The 21794-nt window shown below is 70.6% G+C and carries 15 protein-coding genes; 6 read left to right on the plus strand and 9 right to left on the minus strand.

The genetic code is table 11. The features are described from left to right. Positions 1-42: 42 nt before the first annotated feature. From ACM26Y_RS25320 to ACM26Y_RS25355, 8 genes are all read right to left on the minus strand, one after another. Entirely contained in the window at positions 43-1101 is a 1059-nt protein-coding gene (locus ACM26Y_RS25320; protein ID WP_416062300.1) for a sulfate/molybdate ABC transporter ATP-binding protein, read from the minus strand. Beyond that, positions 1098-1892 (minus strand): ABC transporter permease, encoded by a 795-nt coding sequence (locus ACM26Y_RS25325; RefSeq protein ID WP_416062302.1) that lies wholly within the window; start codon positions 1890-1892, stop codon positions 1098-1100. Before ACM26Y_RS25325 ends, ACM26Y_RS25320 begins: the two co-directional genes overlap by 4 nt. Further along, on the minus strand, positions 1889-2653 hold the full coding sequence (modA, locus tag ACM26Y_RS25330; protein WP_416062303.1) for a molybdate ABC transporter substrate-binding protein: 765 nt from the start codon (positions 2651-2653) through the stop codon (positions 1889-1891). Before modA ends, ACM26Y_RS25325 begins: the two co-directional genes overlap by 4 nt. After that, complete coding sequence (locus ACM26Y_RS25335) at positions 2650-3054, minus strand: TOBE domain-containing protein (protein WP_124258689.1); 405 nt, start codon at positions 3052-3054, stop codon at positions 2650-2652. Before ACM26Y_RS25335 ends, modA begins: the two co-directional genes overlap by 4 nt. Before the next feature lie 61 nt (positions 3055-3115). After that, the gene (locus ACM26Y_RS25340) at positions 3116-7186 is read right to left on the minus strand and encodes a molybdopterin-dependent oxidoreductase (protein WP_416062304.1); all 4071 of its coding nucleotides are present in this window, start codon (positions 7184-7186) and stop codon (positions 3116-3118) included. Between the two features lie 241 nt (positions 7187-7427). Beyond that, entirely contained in the window at positions 7428-9614 is a 2187-nt protein-coding gene (gene katG, locus ACM26Y_RS25345; protein ID WP_010595419.1) for a catalase/peroxidase HPI, read from the minus strand. Between the two features lie 39 nt (positions 9615-9653). After that, positions 9654-10097, minus strand: coding sequence for a Fur family transcriptional regulator (locus tag ACM26Y_RS25350; RefSeq protein WP_010595420.1), 444 nt, complete (start codon positions 10095-10097; stop codon positions 9654-9656). 105 nt (positions 10098-10202) lie between these two features. Next, complete coding sequence (locus ACM26Y_RS25355; protein WP_003936667.1) at positions 10203-11657, minus strand: CCA tRNA nucleotidyltransferase; 1455 nt, start codon at positions 11655-11657, stop codon at positions 10203-10205. A gap of 98 nt (positions 11658-11755) precedes the next feature. On the opposite strand from ACM26Y_RS25355, the gene ACM26Y_RS25360 reads away from it, so the two are divergent. The 5 genes from ACM26Y_RS25360 to ACM26Y_RS25380 all read left to right on the plus strand — a co-directional run bounded on the left by ACM26Y_RS25360 (position 11756) and on the right by ACM26Y_RS25380 (position 19867). After that, positions 11756-12349, plus strand: coding sequence for an NUDIX hydrolase (locus ACM26Y_RS25360; protein WP_003936666.1), 594 nt, complete (start codon positions 11756-11758; stop codon positions 12347-12349). Further along, positions 12346-14679 (plus strand): glycoprotein, encoded by a 2334-nt coding sequence (locus ACM26Y_RS25365; protein WP_416062305.1) that lies wholly within the window; start codon positions 12346-12348, stop codon positions 14677-14679. The genes ACM26Y_RS25360 and ACM26Y_RS25365 overlap by 4 nt, the downstream gene beginning before the upstream one ends. Then, a complete protein-coding gene (murJ, locus tag ACM26Y_RS25370; RefSeq protein ID WP_416062306.1) occupies positions 14676-18500 on the plus strand; it encodes a murein biosynthesis integral membrane protein MurJ in 3825 nt (1274 codons plus the stop codon). Before ACM26Y_RS25365 ends, murJ begins: the two co-directional genes overlap by 4 nt. 83 nt (positions 18501-18583) lie before the next feature. After that, a complete protein-coding gene (sigM, locus tag ACM26Y_RS25375; RefSeq protein ID WP_003936663.1) occupies positions 18584-19129 on the plus strand; it encodes an RNA polymerase sigma factor SigM in 546 nt (181 codons plus the stop codon). A gap of 54 nt (positions 19130-19183) precedes the next feature. Next, a complete protein-coding gene (locus ACM26Y_RS25380) occupies positions 19184-19867 on the plus strand; it encodes a hypothetical protein (RefSeq protein ID WP_289381735.1) in 684 nt (227 codons plus the stop codon). Positions 19868-19879: 12 nt separating this feature from the next. Here ACM26Y_RS25380 and ACM26Y_RS25385 read toward each other — a convergent pair whose 3' ends face one another. After that, entirely contained in the window at positions 19880-20449 is a 570-nt protein-coding gene (locus ACM26Y_RS25385; RefSeq protein WP_003936661.1) for a TetR/AcrR family transcriptional regulator, read from the minus strand. An 81-nt stretch (positions 20450-20530) separates the two neighbouring features. Between ACM26Y_RS25385 and ACM26Y_RS25390 the strand changes: the two genes are divergently transcribed. Further along, positions 20531-21730 carry an NADH:flavin oxidoreductase gene (locus tag ACM26Y_RS25390; RefSeq protein ID WP_416062307.1) on the plus strand — a complete coding sequence of 400 codons (1200 nt, stop codon included), beginning with the start codon at positions 20531-20533 and terminating at the stop codon, positions 21728-21730. Positions 21731-21794: the final 64 nt, after the last annotated feature.

Consider the following 21794-nt stretch of genomic DNA (forward strand, 5'->3'; position numbering starts at 1 on the left):
CCGTTCACCTCCGCAGCCCGGCGGAACGGTACGTTCGCCCGGTCAGCGGGCGGCGTGGATGCGGACTTCGGTGGCCTTGACGACGAACCACACCGTCGCACCGGGTGCGATGGCGAGATCGGCGGCTGCGGACGTGGTGACCTCGGCGGTGATCCCGGACTCGGCGGCGCGGACGAGGACGGTGGCACCGCGGACCTCCAGTTCGTCGACGACGACGGCGAACGAGTTGCGGGGGCTGCCGTGCGGCTCGTCGGGATAGACCGCGACGGCCGCGGGGGTGAACACCGCGGCCGCCGAATCCCCCGGCACGCAGTCGTCGTCGGGCACACCCCGCACCCGGCCGACGACGGTGTCGACGCCGTCCGCGGTGAGGGTGCCGGCGAGCAGGTTCAGTCCCGCGATGCGGGCCGCGAACGCGCTGCGCGGCCGGGACAGCACGTCGCGCACCGTGCCTGCCTCGACGATCCGGCCCCGGTCGACGACGACGGCACGATCCGCGAGGGCGAGGGCGTCGAGCGGGTCGTGGGTGACCACGAGTGCCGTGCGTCCGGCGTCCTTCAGGACCGTGCGCAGCAGCGACCGCACGGCCGGGGCGGCCGTCACGTCGAGGGCGGCCAACGGTTCGTCCAGCAGCAGCAGCCGTGGGTCGGCGGCCAGGGCGCGGGCGATCGCGACGCGCTGGGCCTGGCCGCCCGAGAGCTGGTGCGGCTTCCGGTCGGCGAGGTCCGTCGCGCCGACGGCGGCGAGTTGCCGCCACGCCGCCGCGCGGGCGGCCGATCGGCCGCGGCCGGTGCTGCGGGGAGCGAATGCGACGTTGTCGAGGACGCTCAGGTGCGGGAACAGCAGGGGCTGCTGGGCGAGCAGCGCCACCGCGCGACGGTGCGGCGGCACGGCCACGCCCGTCGCCGTGTCGGTGAGAACCCGCCCGTCGACTTCGACGCGGCCGTCGTCGGGCTGCAGCAGCCCCGCGATCACGTTCAGCACGGTCGACTTTCCCGCACCGTTGGGTCCCAGGACGGCGAGCACGGTACCGGACTCCGCGTCGACTGCGAGGTCGACGTCGCGGGACTCGACCCGGGCCCGCAACAGCAGTCCGGTCACAGCCCACCCGCTGTCCGTCGCCCCCGCACGGCCACGACGATCACGAGCGCGACCACGACGAGCAGCAGCGACAGCGCCACCGCGGCGTCGGCGTCGGTCTCGCGCTGGAGGTAGATCTCGAGCGGCAACGTGCGGGTGACGCCCTGAAGGCTGCCGGCGAAGGTGAGGGTGGCGCCGAATTCGCCGAGTGCCCGGGCGAAGGCGAGGACGGTGCCGGACGCGAGTCCCGGCAGCACGAGGGGGAGGGTGACCCGCCGGAAGACGGTGGTCGGTCGTGCCCCCAGCGTTGCGGCGACCGCCTCGTACCGGGTGCCGGCGGTGCGCAGAGCACCCTCGAGACTTATCACCAGGAACGGTAGCGCGACGAACGTCTGCGCGAGGACCACAGCCGTGGTGGAGAACGCGATCCGGATTCCGAGCAGCTCGAGGTACTCGCCGATCAGTCCCCGGCGACCGAAGGTGTAGAGCAGCGCGATGCCACCGACGACGGGCGGCAGCACGAGTGGCAGCAGCACGAGCGAGCGCAGCACCGGAAGGCCGCGAAAGGTGCTGCGTGCGAGCACGGTCGCCATCGGCACGCCGAGCAGGACGCACAGCACCGTAGCGGCACCCGCGGTGCGCATGCTCAAGGTCAGGGCCTGCAGGGAGGCCTCCGATGTCACCAGATCCGGGAAGTGCCGCCAGTCGACGGCGAGGATCAGCGACAACAGCGGCACGGCGACGAACAGTCCGCCGACGAGCGCGGGGACGTAGATCCACGCCGGCAGCCCCGCCGGACGGACGCGCGTCACGGGGCCGCGAATCCGTACTCGGACAGGATTCGTCGCCCGTCCGGTCCGGTGACGTACGCGACGAACGCCGCAGCCGGGGCATTCTCGGCATCGGCGAGGACGGCGACGGGGTAGGTGTTGACGGCCGCGGCAGACTCGGGGAACGGCACGGTGGTCACGGCGTCACCGGCCTGTCGGGCGTCGGTGACGTACACCAACCCGGCGTCGGCCTGGCCGCTGGTCACCTTGCCCAGCACGTCCGTCACCGACGACTCCTCGCTGACCGGAGCGAGGTCGACACCCGTGGCCTGCTCGATACGGGCCGTCGCCGCGCCGCACGGCACCTGCGGCGCGCACACGACGACGTCGGCTCCGGGCCGGCTCAGGTCCGCGAAACCGGTGGTGCCGAGCGGGTTGCCCGGCTCGGTGACGATGGTGAGGGTGTTGGCCGCGAAGTCCACGGGATCGCCCGCGACGAGACCGGCGTCGACGGCCTCGGTCATGTTGGCGGTGTCGGCGGTGGCGAGGACGTCCGCCTCGGCCCCCTGCGACAGGCGGGCGACGAGATCCGACGAGCCCGCGAAGTCGAACACGACGCGGGTGCCCGGATTGCGGGCCTCGAAGTCCGCACCGATCTCCCGGAAGGGAGCCTGCAGCGACGCGGCTGCGTACACGGTGAGCTCACCCGCGGCCCCGGACGGTGACGCCGGGTCGCCGCCGATCTCCCCGGCGCATCCGGCGAGGGCGAGCGCGGTGACGACAACTGCGAGAGCGCGTGTCACGATGTCCCTCCGGGAGTCTCGACGATGACGGTCGTGGCCTTGACGACGGCGACCGCGAGGCTGCCCGGTTCGAGGCCGAGTTCCCGGACGGCCTCGCTGCTCATCAGCGAGACGACGCGGTGCGGGCCACACTGCATCTCCACCTGCGCCATGACGGTGTCGGCGACCACCCGGGTGACGATCCCTGCGAACCGGTTGCGGGCGGAGCTGCCCACGCCGAGCAGATCGGGCGCCTCGTCCGCCTGCCGCCGGGCGAACTCGGCGAGGTCGGCTCCCTCGACGATCTTGCGCCCGGCCCCGTCCTTGCCGGCCGGCAGGGTGCCCTGGTCGATCCATCGGCGGACGGTGTCGTCGCTGACGCCGAGCAGCCGCGCGGCGTCCTTGATGCGAATCTGCGTCACGATGCAGACATTACTTCCGCATCTGCGGACCTATCAACCGATGGAGTAACGAATCTGTGGATCAGTACACGTCGCGCACGTAGCGCTTCTCCGCGGCGAGCTGCTCGACGTACGACTCGGCGTCCGTCTCGCCGAGCCGGCCGTGCACCTGCACCACCTCGCGCAGCGTCTCGTCGACGTCCTTCGCCATCCGGCTCGCGTCGCCGCACACGTAGAAGTGGGCGCCGTCCTGCAACCACTTCCACAGCTGCGCTCCGTGCTCGCGCATCCGGTCCTGCACGTAGATCTTCTGTCGCTGGTCGCGGGAGAAGGCGAGATCGAGCCGGGTCAGGAAGCCGTCGGCGTGCATTGCCTCGATCTCGTCCCGGTACAGGTAGTCGGTCGACGACCGCTGATCGCCGAAGAACAGCCAGTTCCGGCCGGTGTGGCCCAGCTCGCGGCGATCGTGCAGAAAGGCCCGGAACGGTGCGATACCCGTACCGGGTCCGACCATGATCATCGGGGTGTCCGGTGTCCGGGGCGGCCGGAAGTGCGTGCTGCGCTGGACGAAGATGGGAATGTCGACGCCGTGACTGTGGTCGGCGAGGAAGCTCGAGCACACCCCCGCCCGGGCGATGCCCTCGTAGTTGTACCGCACCACCGAGACGGTCAGCTGCACCTCGCGGGGGTTGGTCCGCGGGCTCGACGAGATCGAGTACAGGCGGGGCTGCAACCGCTTGAGCACGGGCAGCCATTCCGCGATCGGCGCCTTGAACGGATACGCCGCGATCACGTCCATCGCCTGCTTGCCCCACAACCACCGTTGCAACTCGATCTTGTTGCCCGGCCGCAGCAGCTTCGCCAGTTCCGCACTCTGGGTCTGCTCGTGGACGAACCGCAGCAGCTCGGGGGTCACGCGAGCGATCTCGAGGTGCCGGGTCACGGCCTCGCGCAGCGGAATGGTCGGCAGATCGGGGAATTCCACGGGTGTTTCCGGATCGAGCGCGGTGACCTGGAGCCACTCGTCGACCGCCTCGGGTCCGTTGGTGGGCATGACACCCAGCGCGTCGCCCGCCTCGTACACGAAATCCGGGTCGTACAACTCGAATCCGAACTGGCGCACATCCTTCGACGAACCCGACCCGCTGAGCGGCACGTTCCGGGTCAGCCGGGTGACGAGCGGTGCCTTCCGGCTGTAGGCGGGTCCGGACGTCGCCGGCGGTCCCGGGGCGGCCGGGACCGGCACGGTCCCGTCGAGGCGCACGAGTTGCTCGACCGTGGCGAGCCATTCGCCGGCCGGTCCCTCGTAGTCGGGTTCGCAGTCCACCCGCTGCGTGAGCCGGGTGGCCCCGAGTTCGGCGAGGCGCTCGTCGATGCGGCGGCCGTGGCCGCAGAAGTCGTCGTAGCTCGAGTCTCCGAACGCCAGTACGGCGTAACGGGTGTCGGGGAGGCGGGGGGTGTCGTCCCGGTCGAGAGCGTTCCAGAACGCGGCGCCGTTGTCCGGCGCGTCACCGTCGCCGAACGTACTGGTGACGACGAGCAGATCGCGCACCCCGGTCAGCGTGGACACGTCGACGTCGTTCATCCCGGTCAGGGTGACCGACCTGCCCGCGGCGCGCAGCCGCTCGGCGCACAGCCGGGCGAACTCCTCGGCGTTGCCGGTCTGCGAGGCCCACACCACGACCACCGGCGCCGCCTCGTCGGTCTCGATCCCGTCGGACTCGTCGCGGTCCTCCGCGGTGTGCGAGAAGTGACCCGCCAGCATCCCGTCCACCCAGGCGCGGGTGGCGGCCGGCAACGGAGCGGACGCCGGGAGCACGGGGACACCCGCCTGCCCGGACTCCCGGAAACCCGCCAGAAATCCGGTCAGATAGTGCTTTCCGACCTCGTCGAGCACCGGCCGTGCCGTATCTCCCAGCCCGAGTGCGGAGGCGAGACGGTCGGCCGAGGCGTCCGGCGAGTCGTCCCCGGCCGACGTCGCGACCTTGGTCAGCGACACCGCGCACACCTTGAACTCCGGCTGCAGCGACGCGGGATCGACGGCGTCGTTGGTGACCGCGTTGACCGCCAGGTTCTCCCCGAACATGTCGTTCCAGTGGAACGGGGCGAAGCAGCATCCCGGCCGGACCCGGTCGGTGACCACGGCCGGCAGCACCGCCCGGCCGCGACGGGACGCGATCTCCACCTGGTCGCCGTCGGATATCGAGAGTCGCTGCGCGTCGGCAGGATTGACTTCGACGAAGGGACCGGGGTTCAGTTTCCCGAGCTTGGCGACCTTTCCCGTTTTGGTGAGGGTGTGCCACTGGTGCTGGACGCGGCCGGTATTGAGAACGACGGGGAAGTCGTCGTCGGGCATCTCGGCCGGCGGTATGTGGGGGCGGGCATGGAACACGGCCTTGCCGGTGGCGGTGGCGAACCGCAACCGGGGGAGAGAGCCGTCCCCGGACCTGAGCAGGGTCTGGCTCACGCCGTCGTTGAGATAGCGGATCGGGTTCCGGTCGGTCGCGCCGTCCGGCGGGCACGGCCACTGCACGGGGGTCTCGCGCAGCCGGTCGTAGGTGATCCCGCGCAGGTCGTATCCGGTCTTCGGGTTCCGGAAACGCCTGATCTCCTCGAAGACCTCTTCGGAGCAGGAGTAGGTGAACGCCTCGGCGTAGCCCATCGCGCAGGCGACGCGCGCGATGATCTGCCAGTCCGGCAGGGCCTGCCCGACCGGGTCGATCGCCTGTCGCAACAGCGTCAGGTTGCGCTCGGAGTTGACCATCACCCCCTCCGACTCCGCCCACAGGGCTCCCGGCAGCAGGATGTCGGCGTACGCGGTGGTCTCGGTCTCGAGGAAGACGTCCTGTGCGACGACGACCTCCGCCCGCTCGAGCGCTTCGACGACGGTGCGTCGATTGGCTACGGACGCAACCGGATTGGTGCAGATGATCCAGCAGGCCCGGATGTCACCGGCGGCCATCTGCTCGAACATGTCGATCGTGCCCTTGCCGACGGTGGTGGGGATGGCACCGGCCGGCAGCCCCCACTGCTGTTCGACGAAGGCTCGCTCGGCGTCGTCGAGAACGGACCGCTGCCCCGGCAGACCGGGTCCCATGTACCCCATCTCGCGCCCGCCCATGGCGTTGGGCTGACCGGTGAGCGAGAAGGGGCCGCTGCCGGTGCGGCAGATCGCGCCGGTGGCCAGGTGCAGGTTGCAGATCGCATTGGTGTTCCAGGTGCCGTGCGTGCTCTGGTTCAGGCCCATCGTCCAGCACGACATCCAGTTGCCCGCCTCGCCGATCCACCGCGCGGCCGTGCGGATGTCGTCCTCGGCCAGTCCGGTGATCTCCGCGACCCGCTCGGGCGTGTAGTCCGCGAGGAAGGCCCTCATGGCCTCCCAGCCTTCGGTGAACTCCGCCACGAAGGCCCGGTCGACGTGCCCGTTCTCGACGATCAGGTGCAACAGGCCGTTGAGCAGCGCCAGATCGGTCCCGGGCGCGATCTGCAGGAACAGGTCCGCCTTCTCCGCGGTGGGGGTGCGCCGGGGGTCGACGACGACGAGTCTGGCACCGGCCTTGACCCGGTTCATCATCCTGAGGAAGAGGATGGGATGGCAGTCGGCCATGTTCGCGCCGCTGACGAAGAACAGGTCGGCGTGGTCGAAGTCCTGGTAGGAGCCGGGCGGGCCGTCCGCGCCGAGCGACTGCTTGTAGCCGGTGCCGGCGCCGGCCATGCACAACCGGGAGTTGGACTCGATGTTGTTGGTACCGACGAATCCCTTCGCGAGCTTGGTCACCAGGTACTGCGCCTCGAGCGACATCTGTCCGGAGACGTAGAAGGACAGGGCGTCGGGGCCGTGCTCGTCGAGCACCCCCCGCAACCGGCGGGCGGTGTCGGCGATCGCGGCGTCGACGTCCACGGGCACCGGGGTGGCCCCGCGTTCGGTGCGACGGTACGCGGTCTCCATGCGTCCGCCGGCGGCCATCATCTCCGCGCTGGTCGCCCCCTTCGTGCAGAGGCGCCCGAAGTTGGTGGGGTGGTCCTTGTCGCCGTACGCGTCGAGCACGCGGCGGGCACCGGTGGCGGGATCGAGGCCGACCTCGAGCACCATGCCGCAGCCCACGCCGCAGTATGAGCAGGCGGTCTTGACCTTCGTGATCTCGCCCTGCATCGAACCGCTCCTCACCTGGGTCGGCCACGTTCCTCCGGCCGGGTCTCATGCTCCCGACCCCGTGTTTCGTGGGCATTAACCGTGGTGAGTCCCCGGTGACATCTGGCTCACGATTCGCCGTCCGGACCGGTGAGAGGGTGCGCGCGCACTCCGAACGCGCGGCATCCCGCCGGCTGACACAGCCGGCGGGATGCCGCCCCAGGTGTGGAGGATCGGCCGGGGGAAGGCCGATCCTCGAGGATCAGGTGAGGTCGAACCGGTCGAGGTTCATCACCTTGTTCCATGCCGCGACGAAGTCCTGGACGAACTTCTGCTGCGCGTCGGCGCTGCCGTAGACCTCGGCGATTCCACGCAACTGCGAGTTCGAACCGAAGACCAGGTCGACGGCCGTGGCTGTCCACCTGACCTCACCCGAAGCCCGGTCGCGGCCCTCGTAGACGTTCTCGGTCGACTCGGACACCTTCCACTCCGTGCGCATGTCGAGCAGGTTCACGAAGAAGTCGGTGGTCAGTGCCTCGGGCCGATCGGTGAACACGCCGTGGGCGGATTGCCCGAAGTTGGCGTTCAGGGCCCGGAGTCCGCCGACGAGCACCGTCATCTCCGGAGCGGTCAGCGTCAACAGGTTCGCCCGGTCCAGCAGCAACCGTTCCGGCGGCTGCTTCTCACCGTCGCGCAGGTAGTTGCGGAACCCGTCGGCCCGGGGCTCGAGTACGGCGAACGACTCCGTATCGGTCTGTTCCTGCGAGGCATCGGTGCGGCCCGGCGAGAACGGGACCGTGATCTCGACACCGGCGTTCTTCGCCGCCTGTTCGACTGCGGCGCAGCCGGCCAGGACGATCAGATCGGCGAGCGAGACCTTCTTCGCGGACTGACCGCTGTCGAAGTCCTGCCGGATCTGCTCGAGGGCCTGCAGTACCTCGGCCACCCGGCCGGGTTCGTTGATCTCCCAGTTCTTCTGCGGCTCGAGGCGGATGCGGGCACCGTTGGCCCCGCCGCGCTTGTCGGTGCCACGGAAGCTCGCCGCCGACGCCCACGCGGTGGCGACCAGCTGCGGGATGGACAGTCCCGACTCGAGGATCTTGGTCTTCAGGGCGGCGATGTCGTCCGCGCCGATCAGTTCGTGATCGACCGCGGGAACCGGGTCCTGCCACAGCTGCGCCTCGGGGACCCACGGTCCGAGGTAGCGCGTGACCGGCCCCATGTCGCGGTGCAGCAGCTTGTACCAGGCCTTGGCGAACTCCTCCTCGAATTCCTTCGGGTTGTCCAGCCAGCGACGGGTGATCGGCCCGTAGATCGGGTCGAACCGCAGCGACAGATCCGTGGTCAGCATCACCGGTGTGTGACGCTTGGACGCATCGTGGGCGTCGGGGACGGCGTCGGCGGCGGCCCCGTCCTTCGGGATCCACTGCCACGCGCCGGCGGGGCTCTTGGTCTTCTCCCACTCGTAGCCGTACAGGGTTTCGAGGTAGGTGTTGTCCCATTGCCGCGGGGTGGGGGTCCAGGCGCCCTCGAGCCCGCTGGTGATCGCGTCCCCGCCGACGCCGGTGCCGTAGGAGTTCTTCCAGCCCAGGCCCATCTGCTCGATGGGGGCGGCCTCGGGCTCGGGACCGACGTGGTCGGCGGTCGCGGCACCGTGGGTCTTGCCGATGGTGTGCCCGCCCGCGATGAGTGCCGCCGTCTCGATGTCGTTCATCGCCATCCGGCCGAACGTCTCCCGGATGTCGATGGCCGCGGCGAGCGGATCCGGATTACCGTTGGGCCCTTCGGGATTGACGTAGATCAACCCCATCTGCACGGCGCCGAGCGGGCCGGACAGTTCCCGCTCGCCGCTGTACCGCTCGTCCCCGAGCCAGGTGTCCTCGGGGCCCCAGAACACCTCGTCGGGCTCCCAGATGTCCTCGCGGCCGAAGGCGAAACCGAACGTCTCGAATCCCATGGATTCGTACGCGCAGTTGCCGGCGAAGATCAGCAGATCCGCCCAGGAGAGCTTGCGGCCGTACTTCTGCTTGATCGGCCACAGCAGCCGGCGCGCCTTGTCGAGGCTCGCGTTGTCGGGCCAGCTGTTGAGGGGAGCGAAGCGCTGGGCGCCCTTGCCGCCACCGCCCCGGCCGTCGGCGATGCGGTACGTGCCCGCGGCATGCCAGCTCATCCGGATGAACAGCGGGCCGTAGTGGCCGTAGTCGGCCGGCCACCACGGCTGCGACGTCGTCATCAGCGCGAAGATGTCCTGTTTGAGGGCCTCGACGTCGAGGCTTGCGAACTCGTCGGCGTAGTTGTAGTCCGGTCCCATCGGATTGGACAGGGGCGAATGCTGGTGGAGGACCTGCAGATCCAGCTGGTTGGGCCACCAGTCCCGGTTGGTCCTGGGCCGATGCGGCTTCGGCTCGGGAGACGGGATTACCGGATTTTCGCTTTCACTGTTGGACACGTCGGCCCTTCCTTCCGGATGCGGTGAATCTGACGGTGATCACGGATGTGACCGCGAAGCGTGAGCTGCCGAGCAGTCGGGGCACGTGCCCCAGTAGATGACCTCCGCCTCGTCGACGTGGAAGCCGCTGTGGTCGGACGCCGTCAGACAGGGCGCCTCGCCGACGGCACAGTCGACGTCGACGATGGCCCCGCAGGACCGGCAGACGAGGTGGTGGTGGTTGTCCCCGACCCGCGACTCGTAGCGTGCGACGGAACCGGACGGCTGGATCCGCCGCACCAGACCTGCACCGGTCAGGGCGTGCAGCACGTCGTACACGGTCTGCCGGGACACGTCCGGCAGACCGGTGCGCACGGCCCCGAAGATCGTCTCCGTGTCGGCATGCGGGTGCTCGTGCACCGCCTCCAGCACTGCGATCCGGGGCCGGGTCACGCGCAGCTCCGCCGTACGCAATTGCTCCACGAATTCCTGCGTCGAGGGCACGGGGATACTATGACGCACTTTTCTGGAATGAGTCATGACTTTGACGCAATCGCAGCATGATCAGAATTCGCGCGTATGCCCGGGGCGGCCGCGGCTACCCGGCCGCTAGGACTTCGGTTGCTGCGACCACCACTTCAACAGCTCGGCCTCGGCCTCGTCGCGATCGAGGGGTCCACGGTCGAGCCGCAGCTCCTTGAGGAACTTCCACGCCTGCCCCACCTGCGGGCCGGGCTTCAGGCCGAGCAGTTCCATGATGGCGTTGCCGTCGAGGTCGGGCCGGACCTTCGCCAGGTCCTCCTGCTCGGCGATCCGCTCGATGCGTGTCTCGAGATCGTCGTACGTGGCCTGCAGCGCCGCGGCCCGGCGCTTGTTGCGGGTGGTGCAGTCCGCCCGGACCAGCTTGTGCAGCCGGGGCAGCAGATCACCGGCGTCGTGCACGTAGCGACGGACCGCCGAATCCGTCCACTGGCCCTTGCCGTAGCCGTGGAACCGCAGGTGCAGGAACACGAGCTGACCGACGTCGTCGATCATCTGCTTGGAGTACTTCAGCGCCCGCATCCGTTTGCGGACGAGCTTGGCGCCGACGACCTCGTGGTGGTGGAAGCTGACCCCACCGCCCGGCTCGTTGCGCTTCGTCGCGGGCTTGCCGATGTCGTGCAGCAGGGCTGCCCAGCGCAGCACGAGGTCGGGGTCGCCGTCCTCGAGGTCGATGGCCTGCCGGAGCACGGTCAGCGAATGCCAGTACACGTCCTTGTGCTGATGGTGCTCGTCGATCTCGAGCTTCATCGCCGGGATCTCCGGGATCACCCGCTCGGCGAGACCCGTCTCGACCATGATGTCGATGCCCTCGATGGGGTAGTCACCGAGGATCAGCTTGTCGAGTTCGGCCTGCACCCGCTCGGCGCTGATCCGCAGGATCTCGTCGGCCATGGCCACGATCGCGTCGTGGACGCGTTCGGCCAGCCCGAACCCCAGCTGGGAGACGAACCGCGCCGCGCGCAGCATCCGCAGCGGGTCGTCGTGGAACGACTCGCTCGGCAGCGCGGGAGTGTCGATGACCCCGGCGATCAGGGCATCCATTCCGCCGAGCGGATCGACGAAGTCCTCCGCGCCGGTCGGGCCGATGCGCACGGCCATGGCGTTGACGGTGAAGTCGCGCCGGACGAGGTCGTCCTCGAGGCGGGTGCCGTACTCGACGATCGGATGGCGGGTGACGCGGTCGTACGCGTCGCTGCGGAACGTGGTGATCTCGATCTGCTCCGGTCCCTTGACCGCGCTGATCGTGCCGAAGTCGATGCCGGTGTCCCACTGGTGGTCGGCCCAGCCGCGCAGCAACGCCTGCACCTGCTCGGGTCGCGCGTCGGTGGTGAAGTCGAGATCGGTGCCGAGGCGACCGAGGACCGCGTCCCGGACGCTCCCTCCCACCAGGTAGAGCTCGTGACCGGCGGCGGTGAAGCGCGCACCGAGCGGCGCCAGGATGTCCGACAGCGCACGCAGCGTCGCGTCGGCCCCGGCGAGCAGTCGGGCGCGCCGCTCGGTGTCGGTGGAGGGAGAGTTCACGTCTTCGAACCTTACCGAGGTGGCCGAACGCACCGGTGCGCGCTCCGGACGTGCCTGGTTGAACCGCCGGGCGCGTCCCGCCAACTAGTATCGATGAGGTGTCGCCCGCAGAACGTGCCAACCGCAACCGCCGCACCTCGCGGCGGCGTGGCGCGGGCGCCAAGTCCGGTGGCCGGCCCACCTCCGACACGTCGAAGCCTCACCTGCGCACGGTCCGCGAGACCTCGGCCGGGGGACTGGTGGTCGACGGCCTCGGCGGACCCCCCGAGAAATTGTGCGCGGCGTTGATCGGACGCACCGACCGGCGGGGCCGGCTGCTGTGGTCGCTGCCGAAGGGACACATCGAGAAGGGCGAGACCGCCGAGCAGACGGCGATGCGCGAGGTCCACGAGGAGACCGGCATCCACGGCACCGTCCTCGCCACCCTCGGCAGCATCGACTACTGGTTCGTCACCGAGGGCCGGCGCGTCCACAAGACCGTGCACCACTACCTGCTGCGCTACCTGGACGGCGAGCTCTCCGACGCCGACGTCGAGGTCACCGAGGTGGCCTGGGTCCCGCTGCCGGAGCTGCGCTCACGCCTGGCGTACGCGGACGAGCGCAGGCTCGCCGACGTCGCCGACCAGTTGATCGCCGAGATGGATCCGTCGATGCTGCTCGGACCCGGCGGACCGGAGGCCCGTCTCGGATGACGTCGGCAGCTCGCCGGGCCGCGGCGGCCGTTCTCGCCGTGCTCGCGCTCGTCCTGACGACGGCGGGCGTGTCCGTCGCCCAGCCGCGCAGCGACGCGTCCGATGCGCCGCGCTTCCTGGAACTGCGCATCGACTCGGTGACGCCGACGACGGTGTCCACCAGCAGCGAGCCGGTGGTGACGGTGAGCGGCACGCTCGAGAACGTCGGGGACCGCGACGTCGAGGACATCGCCGTGCGGCTGCAGCGTGCCCCGGCGGCCGGCTCGGCCGAGGAGCTGCGCACCGCGCTGACCTGGGATCAGACCGCCTACGACCGCACGGGCCCGTTCGAGCCGGTCGCCGACGTCCTCGAGCAGGGTGAGCAGCGGCAGTTCCGTCTCGAACTGGCGCTGCGCTCGGCGCAGGACCCGTCGCTGGAAATCGATACGCCCGGGGTGTACCCGCTGCTCGTCAACGTCAACGGCGCTCCCGAGTACGGCGGTCAGGCCCGGCTCGACGACGCCCGGTTCCTGCTGCCCGTGCTCGGAGTGCCCCCGAGCGAGAACCGGACGGACCGCCCCGTGCCGCCGGACACGTCCGCCCCCGTAGGAGTCACGATGATGTGGCCGCTCGCGGACCGGCCACGCCTCGCGGCGGGGGTGCCCGGCTCGGCGACGGACCCGGTCCGCCTCGTCGACGACGACCTCGCGACGTCGCTCGCCGACGGCGGTCGCCTCGACGGATTGCTCGACGCCGCCGAGCGGGCGGTCACCGCCGAGGACCGCCGCGTCGCCGACGCGCTGTGCCTGGCCGTCGACCCCGACCTACTCGTCACCGTCGCCAACATGACCCGCGGCTATCTGGTGGTCGAGGACCCCGCCGAGCCGATGGGCGAGGCCCGTGACGGGGAGGGGGCGGCGGCGGCCGCCGCATGGCTGGAACGGTTGCGTGCCGTCGCCGGCTCGATGTGCACGGTGGCGGTGCCGTTCGCCCAGGTCGATACCGCCGCCCTCGCCGAACTCGACGACGCATCACTGGCCGGACCCGCCCTCGCCGCCCCCACCGGGATCGTGAACACGATCCTCGGGATCACGACGACCCGTAGCGACGTGGTCTGGCCCGATGCCGGGGTCCTGACCGAGAAGGCGGGGGCGTTGCTCGCCGCCGACGGCCCGGTGACGGCCCTGCTCGCCGACACCGCGGTCGACGCCGCGGACTCGGCCGCGGGCACGGGTCCCGTGCCCGTGCGGGGGGTGGACGGTCTGTCCACCGTCCTGTTCGACAGCGCCGCCGCGACCGCGCTCGCGGCGCTCGGTGACGCACCGCAGACGCCGTCGTTCACCGCCGAGGACGCCCGCTACGACCTCACCGAGGACTCCCCGGCCGCCCGTCTGCAGGATGCGCTGGGCGCCCTGAGCTGGCCCACGCTGCGCACCGGGGACGACGCCACCCGGACCGTGTCCACCGGCGCGCCCGCGGTCCCGGAATCCGTGCTGTTCGTGCCGCCGCAGTCGTGGAGCGCCTCCGGCGACGACGCCGCCGCGGTCCTGTCGATGGTCGGCACGCTGATCCGCTCGGGCCTGGCCACCGCGCGTCCGTTCGACACCCTGTTCGCACCGGTGCCCGGCGACGCCCCCACCGTCGCGCTGTCCTACCCGGAGCAGGCCATCGTCGACGGCGCCTCGGCCGAGGTGCTGGACACGGCCCGCGAGCAGGCGCCCCGGCTGGATGCGTTCGAGGAGGCGCTCGTCGAGGATCCCCAGGCACAGCTGACACCGCAGCAGTTCACCGCGCCGTTGCGCGAGGATCTGCTGCGGGCGATGAGTCTGGCGGGCCGGCGCGGGCCCGACCCCGGTGCCGCAGCACGCGACGCGGTGCGGCGCGGCGACGAGGTCCGCGACGCCGTCGACGGGATGTTCGCGGGAGTGACCGTGCTCTCACCGGGTGGTGTCTACACGCTGACCTCGGAACAGAGTCCCCTACTGTTGGTCGCGCGCAACGATCTGCCGGTGGGCATCACCGTGCGGCTGCACGTGGACGCCCCGTCGGCGATGAAGATCACCGACATCGGACCCACGCAGCTGCCGCCGCGGGGCAGCCGCACCCTCACGGTGCCGGCGCAGATCAGCGATTCGCGGAAGATCGGTGTCGAGTTCGCCCTGACCACGGAGTCCGGGCTGCCGCTCGGCACCCCGACGAACGTGACGGTACGGTCCAACGCGTACGGCCAGGTTCTCGCGATCGTCACCGGCTGTGCGGGAGCGCTGCTGCTGTTCCTGGCGGGCCGTCGTCTCCTGCACCGCTTCCGCGGCGAGCCCGATCCAGCCGACGAAGGGTACGAGAAGAAATGACCGGGAATCCGACCCGTGAGGACGTCGCCCCGCCCGCCCCCGCGGCGGCGGAGCCGGCCCCGCGCAAGAACCCCGGCCTCCTCGCCGCGACCGGCTCGATCGCCTTCGCCACCCTGATCAGCCGCATCACCGGCTTCGTCAAGCAGGTGCTGCTGCTGACCCTGCTCGGTGCCGCCGTCGCCAGCTCCTACACGGTCGCCGCCCAGATCCCGAACATGATCTCCGAGCTGGTGCTCGGTGCCGTCCTCACCTCGATCGTCGTGCCGGTGCTGGTCCGCGCCGAACGCGAGGATCCGGACGGCGGTACGGCCTTCGTCCGGCGCCTGTTCACCGTCTCCGTCACCGTGCTCGGGCTCGCCGCGCTGCTGGCCACCGCCGCCGCGCCGGTCCTCGTCACCCGGTTCTTCCTCGACGACACGGGCAAGGTGTCGACGACTCTGACCACGGCGCTGACGTATCTGCTGTTGCCGGCCATCCTGTTCTACGGCCTGTCGGCGCTGCTCACCGCCATCCTGAACACCCGGCAGGTGTTCAAACCGGGCGCGTGGGCGCCGGTGCTGAACAACGTCGTCGTCATCACGGTTCTCGTCCTGTACTTCCTGCTGCCCGGGGAGATCACCCTCGACCCGGTGCGGATGAGCGACCCGCATCTGCTGCTGCTCGGCTGCGGCGTCACCCTCGGTGTGGTGACCCAGGCGATGTCCCTGGTGCCGGCGCTGCGCCGCGAGGGGATCAGCATCAAGCCGCTGTGGGGACTCGACGACCGGCTGCGCCAGTTCGGCGGCATGGCCGCGGCCATCGTGCTGTACGTGCTCATCAGCCAGGCGGGCATGGTGTTCGCGACCCACGTCTCGTCGAGTGCCGACGCGGCCGGCCCGGCGATCTACAACAACGCGTGGCTGCTGCTGCAGCTGCCGTACGGCGTGCTCGGCGTCACGGTGCTCACGGCGATCATGCCGCGGCTGAGCCGCAATGCCGCCGCGGAGGACACCCCCGCCGTGGTGGACGACCTGTCGGTCGCGACCCGGCTGACGATGATCGCGCTCATCCCGATCGTCGTGTTCTTCACGGTTGCCGGCCCGCAGATCGGCACGGCCCTGTACGGCTACGGCAGCTTCGGCGAGGGCAACGCCGAACGGCTCGGCCAGGCCGTCAGCTGGTCGGCGTTCACCCTGATCCCGTACGCCCTCGTCCTCATTCATCTGCGCGTGTTCTACGCGCGCGAGCAGGCGTGGACCCCCACGTGGATCATCCTCGGCATCACCGCCGTGAAGATCGCCCTGTCCGCCCTCGCGCCCGTCGTCGCCCGTAACGACGACCAGGTGGTGCTGCTGCTGGGCGTGGCGACGGGCCTGGCGTTCACGGTCGGGGCGGGCATCGGTGGGTTCCTGCTGCACCGCGCCCTCGGCGATCTGCGGATGGCGAACGTGGGCCGGACCCTGTGGCACGTGGTGACCGCGTCGGCCGCAGGCGTGGTGGCGATGCTGATCGCCGATCGGCTGCTGCGACTCGGTGCGCTCAGCGACCGGTTCGGCGGCGTCGGTTCGATGGTGCGGGTCGCGATCACCGGCGCACTGATGCTGCTGGTGACCCTCACGGTCATGTGGCTGCTGAAGGTGCCCGAGATCCTGGCGATCACCGCGGCGGTCCGGCGCAAGGTCGACGCGCTGCGCGGTCGCACGCCCGTCGAACCGGAGGTCGCCGACGCCGACGCCGACGAGATCGCCGAACTCGAGGCGAACCGGGAGTCCGAGGCGGAGAAGACCATCGTGTTGCCGCGTCTGGACTACGGCGACTACGGGGTGGCTCCCTACGACGCGGTCACCGAGGTGATTCCCGCGCTCCGGGACCTGCCGAGCCACATCGATGCACACGGGCAACTCCCGTACCCTGGTCGACGGCAGGTTCGGACCGCCCGGGACGGATCGCGCCGGTTCGCGGATGCCGGACGGCCTCCCGGTTACCTCCGGGGCGGGCGAGTCGAACAAGAAGGAGTGAGGGTGAGCGACGATCACGCTACCGGTAAGTCCACGGTCGATGAGTCCGCATCGACCGATCCGGGTTCGGTGTCCACGGACGCCGACGGCACCCGGTCCCCGCAGGCCGGCACGCCCGATCGTTCCACCTCGTCCCAGAAGTCCGTCGGCGGGACGGCCGACGGCCGGTCCGGTTCCGGTCGGCCGCGGCGCGATCCCCACGTCGACACCGGCGTCGTCCCCGTCGGCTCGCCCCAGCTGCCGCCCCTGCGGGTGCCCGGGTCCGCGCCGCGCACTCCGATGCGCGGGCCGAAACTGATCCCCGGCGCGTCGGTCGCCGGCGGTCGCTACCGTCTGCTCGCGCCGCACGGCGGCGCGCGCGGTCTGCGCTTCTGGCAGGCCCAGGACGTCAAACTCGACCGTGAGGTGGCGCTGACGTTCGTCGACGCCGAGCAGCGCGCCGGGGACGTGACCGGCCCCGACGGCCCGCAGGCGATCCTGTCGCGCACGCTGCGGCTGGGCCGGATCAACTCACCGGGGCTCGCCCGGGTACTCGACGTGGTCCGCGGCAGTTCGGGCGGCATCGTCGTCTCGGAGTGGACGCCCGGCCGTTCGCTGCGCGAGATGTCCGGCACCGAGCCGTCCCCGCTCGGTGCGGCACGCGCGGTGCAGGCCCTCGCGGCCGCGGCCGAGGCTGCGCACCGCGGCGGCGGTGCCCTCTCGATCGACCACCCCGACCGGATCCGCATCAGTGTCGCCGGCGACGCGGTGCTGGCCTTCCCCGCCACCTTCGCCGACGCGGACGTGACCTCCGACGTCCGGGGCCTCGGCGCGAGCCTCTACGGCCTGATCACCGCGCGCTGGCCGCTGCCCGAGCAGGCCGCGCCCGGGCAGCAGCCCCCGGCCCAGACCGGCGGCACGATCGGCGGGATGCGTCCCGCGGACCTGACCGCCGAGGGCATCCCGGTAGAACCCCGCGCGCTGCGGCCGGAGGTGCCGTTCGAGATCTCTGCGGTCGCGGTGCGCGCGCTCGCGGCCGACGGCGGCATCCGGACGGCGGCCACCGTGCAGCACATCCTCGGCCAAGCCTCGGTCGTGGACCAGAAGACCGACATGATCCCGGCGCTGCGGCTCGGGCAGCGCACTGCCGGTGCCACCAACCACGCGCTCGCGGACCCGGAGGCCCTCGCCGAGGAGAAGAAGCGGTCCGAGCGGATGCTGTTCGCGCTCGTCGGTCTCGGCATCACCACCGTGGTGCTCCTCGCCCTGATCGGCTGGTGGATCGCGAACCTGCTCGCGGGGGGCAGCTCCGACGAGCCGCTCACGAGTCAGGACTTCGGACTCACCCCGACCACCGAGGCCCCGTCGGAACCGGTGGCCCAGGCACCGGCGCCGGCCGCAGCCGCGGGACCGGTGGCGGCCTCGGCGGTGTCGGTGTTCTCCCCTCAGGGCACTCCGGACTCGCCGGCGACGGCGCGATTGGCGATCGACGGCGATCCCTCGACGGAGTGGAGCACCGACGCCTACTTCCAGCCGTTCCCCGCGCTGAAGAACGGAGTGGGCCTGATGGTGGCGCTGGCCGAGCCGGCGGCGCTGTCGTCGGTGTCGGTGACGTCGGACAGCCCGGGCACGAAGGTCGAGATCCGCAGCGCGCCGTCGGACCAGGCGTCCCTGGACCAGACCCAGGTGATCGGTTCGGCGACACTGCGTTCCGGCGTCACGGAGATCCCTGTCGAGTCCGAGGGACGCACCTCCGACGTGCTGGTGTGGATCACGGGCCTGAGCACGTCCGGTGGCGGCAACAAGAGCTCGATCGCCGAGGTGACGTTCACCGCCGCCGAGTAGCCCGGCGCTCGCACCCCCGGTAGCCCACCTCGATCGGCTACCATCCGCGCGTGCGAATTTTGGGGGGGATCGCAGGAATTGCCATGTCCGACGCCGAATTGCTGGCGGCGCACGTGGCGGGGGACCGACGTGCGTTCGCGCACCTGCTCGAACGGCACTACGACCATCTGTGGCAGGTGGCGCGCCGCACCAGCTACTCGCCGGAGGATGCGGCGGACGCCCTGCAGGAGGCGTTGCTGTCGGCGCATCGTACGGCGGGGAAATTCCGGAACAACGCGGCGGTGCGCAGCTGGCTGCACACCATCGTGGTGAACGCATGCCTGGACCGTATCCGGCGCAACCGGGCACGACCTACGGTTCCGCTGTACGACGACCACACCGACGTCCGTGACGAACGAAATCGCATCGCGGAGCGGGAGATTGCGCTCGACATCGAGGCGGCGCTGGGCGCCTTGCCGCCGGACCAGCGTGCCGCAGTCGTCGCGGTCGACGTGGAAGGCCGGTCGGTGAGCGAGGCGGCCCGGCGGCTCGGCGTCCCCGAGGGCACCGTCAAGAGCCGGTGCGCGCGGGGGCGTCGTCGGCTTGCGGTGCTTCTCGGCGACCTGCGAGAGACGGGGAACCGATCGTGATCGGTGACCGTCTTATCCTGGTGAGGGCACCCGAGGAGGCGGAGAGGACAGCGGATGACCGAGGACGAGCTGCCGCAGCCGCCGTATTCTGCCGACCTGCTCGCCGATCTGCACGCCGGGGTTCTGGACGACGATGTGGCCGCCCGGTTGTGGCCGGCGGTGCGACGGGATCCGGACGCCATGACGGTGATCGCCGCGCTCGACTCCGTCGGCCGCCGCCTGCGGGCTCTGGGTGAAGCCGAAGACGCCGGGGGGCCGTCGATCCCGCCGGACGTCGCGGCCCGGATCGATGCGGCGCTGACCGCCGAGGCCGCCGCGCGCCGCCGCCGACGACTCGCTGCGGCCGGCGCCGGGATCGCCGCCGCGGCCGCGGTGGCGATCGGATTCGCCGTCGTCGCCCACGGCGCGGACCGTCCCGGGCTTCCGGCGTCGACAGCTGCGCCTGCCGTCATCGCACCCGACACCGACGTACTCGATCCGGCGACGTGGCGCGCGATGATCGGCTCCGCGGACACCGGGCCTCTGTCGGACCGGAATTCCCTCCGGGAATGCCTCGCGGCCAACGGAATCGACGAGTCACGACCGCTACTGGGGGCGCGCACGATCCGCTTCGAAGGCCGGGAGGCGGTGGCACTGCTCCTCGGTGACCCCGCGTCGCCGCGGTTGACGGCGCTGGTGGTGGGCACCGGGTGCGGCGCCTCCGACCCGGCCACTCTGGTGGTCCATGGGATCGGTTGAGTCGCAAGAAGTTCAATCGTCGGCGACAGGGATCAGCAGGTCGAGGATCCGTGCCCGCAGGGCGGCCGTATCGTCCTCGGCGGCAACGATGCTCGCGAACATCGCCGCACCCGCGGCAAGGACGAGCACGGCACGCGCGTCGAGGTCGGCGCGGGAGGAGCCGTCGGAGAACAGGGCCGTGCTCGGGCCGCTGAAGTTGCGCCACAGCGTGTTCCGCAGATCTTCGTGATCGCGGAGCGCCCCGATCAGCCCGGGCAGGGCAGCTCGGACGTCGGGGCGGGCGAACAGGTCCGCACTGCCCTGAACCACCCATTCGATCCAGCCGCGACGGTCCGTCCCCTCGATCGGTGCCAGGTCCGGTGCGGAACCGAGAATCGAGTCGAGCACGAGGTGCGCCTTGGACGGCCACCGCCGGGCCAGCGCCGCCCGGCTCACCCCGGCGCGGGCTGCGATACCGCGCAGGCTCAGGCGCTCCCAGCCGACCTCGAGCAGCATCTCACGGGTCACGGCGAGGACCTCGGTGTCGATACGTGGATCGCGGGGGCGGCCGGCGGGCGCGGGGGAGCGGTCGAATGTGGTCATCACCGGTGATTGTGGCGCACGGCACGTCGCCGCACTATAGTTGCAACACGTTACAGAACCACTGGCATCGAAAGTAGGGGCATGACCTCGTCGCGACCTGCCGTGTTCGAGCCCGCCCGGCTCGGGCCGCTCACCCTGCGCAACCGCATCCTCAAGGCCGCGACCTTCGAAGGCGTCATGCCCGGCGGCCGCGTCACCGACGAACTCGTCGAGTTCCATGCCGAGGTCGCTCGCGGTGGTACCGCCCTGACCACCGTCGCATACTGCGCCGTCGCACCCGGCGGACGCGTGCATCGCAACACCGTCGTCCTCGACCGCGACACCGTCCCGGGCCTGCGGCGGCTCACCGACGCCGTGCACGCCGAGGGCGCGCTCGCCTCGGCGCAGATCGGTCATGCCGGCCTCGTCGCCAACCAGATCTCCAACGGGACGAAGACCCTCGCTCCGTCCACCCGCGTCAGCGCCCCCGCGATGGGCCTGGTGCGGGGCGCGAGCCTCGAGCAACTCGATCAGGTCGTCGCCGACTTCGAGAACGCGACCCGCTACGCCGTCGAGGCCGGATTCGACGCGCTCGAGGTGCATCTGGGGCACAACTATCTGCTCAGCTCGTTCCTCAGCCCGAATCTCAACAAGCGCGGCGATCGCTACGGCGGCAGTCTCGAGAAGCGAACCGCGTTTCCCCGGCGCGTTCTCGAGGCCGTCCGAAAAGCAGCCGGCGACTCGGTCGCCGTCATCGTCAAGTTCAACATGACGGACGGCGTCCCGAAGGGACTGTGGCTGCACGAGAGCCTGCCGATGGCGCGACTGATCGAATCCGACGGTCACGTCGACGCAATGGAACTCACGGGCGGCAGCTCGCTGCTCAACGGCATGTACTTCTTCCGCGGCGACGTCCCGATGGCCGAGTTCGTCGCGTCCCAGCCCCGACTCGTCGGACTGGGGCTACGGTTCTACGGGCCGAGGCTCTTCCCGGCCTACCCCTTCGAGGAAGCGTTCTTCCTCCCGATGGCCCGGCAGTTCCGGGCTGAACTGAGCATGCCGCTCATCCTCCTCGGCGGCATCAACCGGATCGACACCATCGAGAACGCGCTCGACGAGGGATTCGATTTCGTCGCGATGGGCCGAGCGCTGTTGCGCGACCCGTACCTCGTCAACAGGTTCCGGGACGAACACGTGCGCGAGGGGCTGTGCATCCACTGCAACAAGTGCATGCCGACCATCTACACCGGAACCCGCTGCGTCGTGCGCGAAGCCCTGCGCGAGGTGGAACACCCCGCCTGACGCACGCGGGATCCTCACGCGGACCGAGGCTCCGCGGCGTTCAGGCACGAGATACGCGCTCCCT

The organism is Rhodococcus indonesiensis (genome assembly GCF_047782815.1).
GTDB classification, from domain to species: domain Bacteria; phylum Actinomycetota; class Actinomycetes; order Mycobacteriales; family Mycobacteriaceae; genus Rhodococcus; species Rhodococcus indonesiensis.

Bases quoted from the DNA above. Each gene is read 5' to 3' on its own strand.
- ACM26Y_RS25390 (WP_416062307.1), top strand. From the start codon at position 20,531: ATGACCTCGTCGCGACCTGCCGTGTTCGAGCCCGCCCGGCTCGGGCCG.
- ACM26Y_RS25365 (WP_416062305.1), top strand. From the start codon at position 12,346: ATGACGTCGGCAGCTCGCCGGGCCGCGGCGGCCGTTCTCGCCGTGCTC.
- ACM26Y_RS25385 (WP_003936661.1), bottom strand. From the start codon at position 20,449: ATGACCACATTCGACCGCTCCCCCGCGCCCGCCGGCCGCCCCCGCGAT.
- ACM26Y_RS25380 (WP_289381735.1), top strand. From the start codon at position 19,184: ATGACCGAGGACGAGCTGCCGCAGCCGCCGTATTCTGCCGACCTGCTC.
- ACM26Y_RS25340 (WP_416062304.1), bottom strand. From the start codon at position 7,186: ATGCAGGGCGAGATCACGAAGGTCAAGACCGCCTGCTCATACTGCGGC.
- sigM (WP_003936663.1), top strand. From the start codon at position 18,584: ATGTCCGACGCCGAATTGCTGGCGGCGCACGTGGCGGGGGACCGACGT.
- murJ (WP_416062306.1), top strand. From the start codon at position 14,676: ATGACCGGGAATCCGACCCGTGAGGACGTCGCCCCGCCCGCCCCCGCG.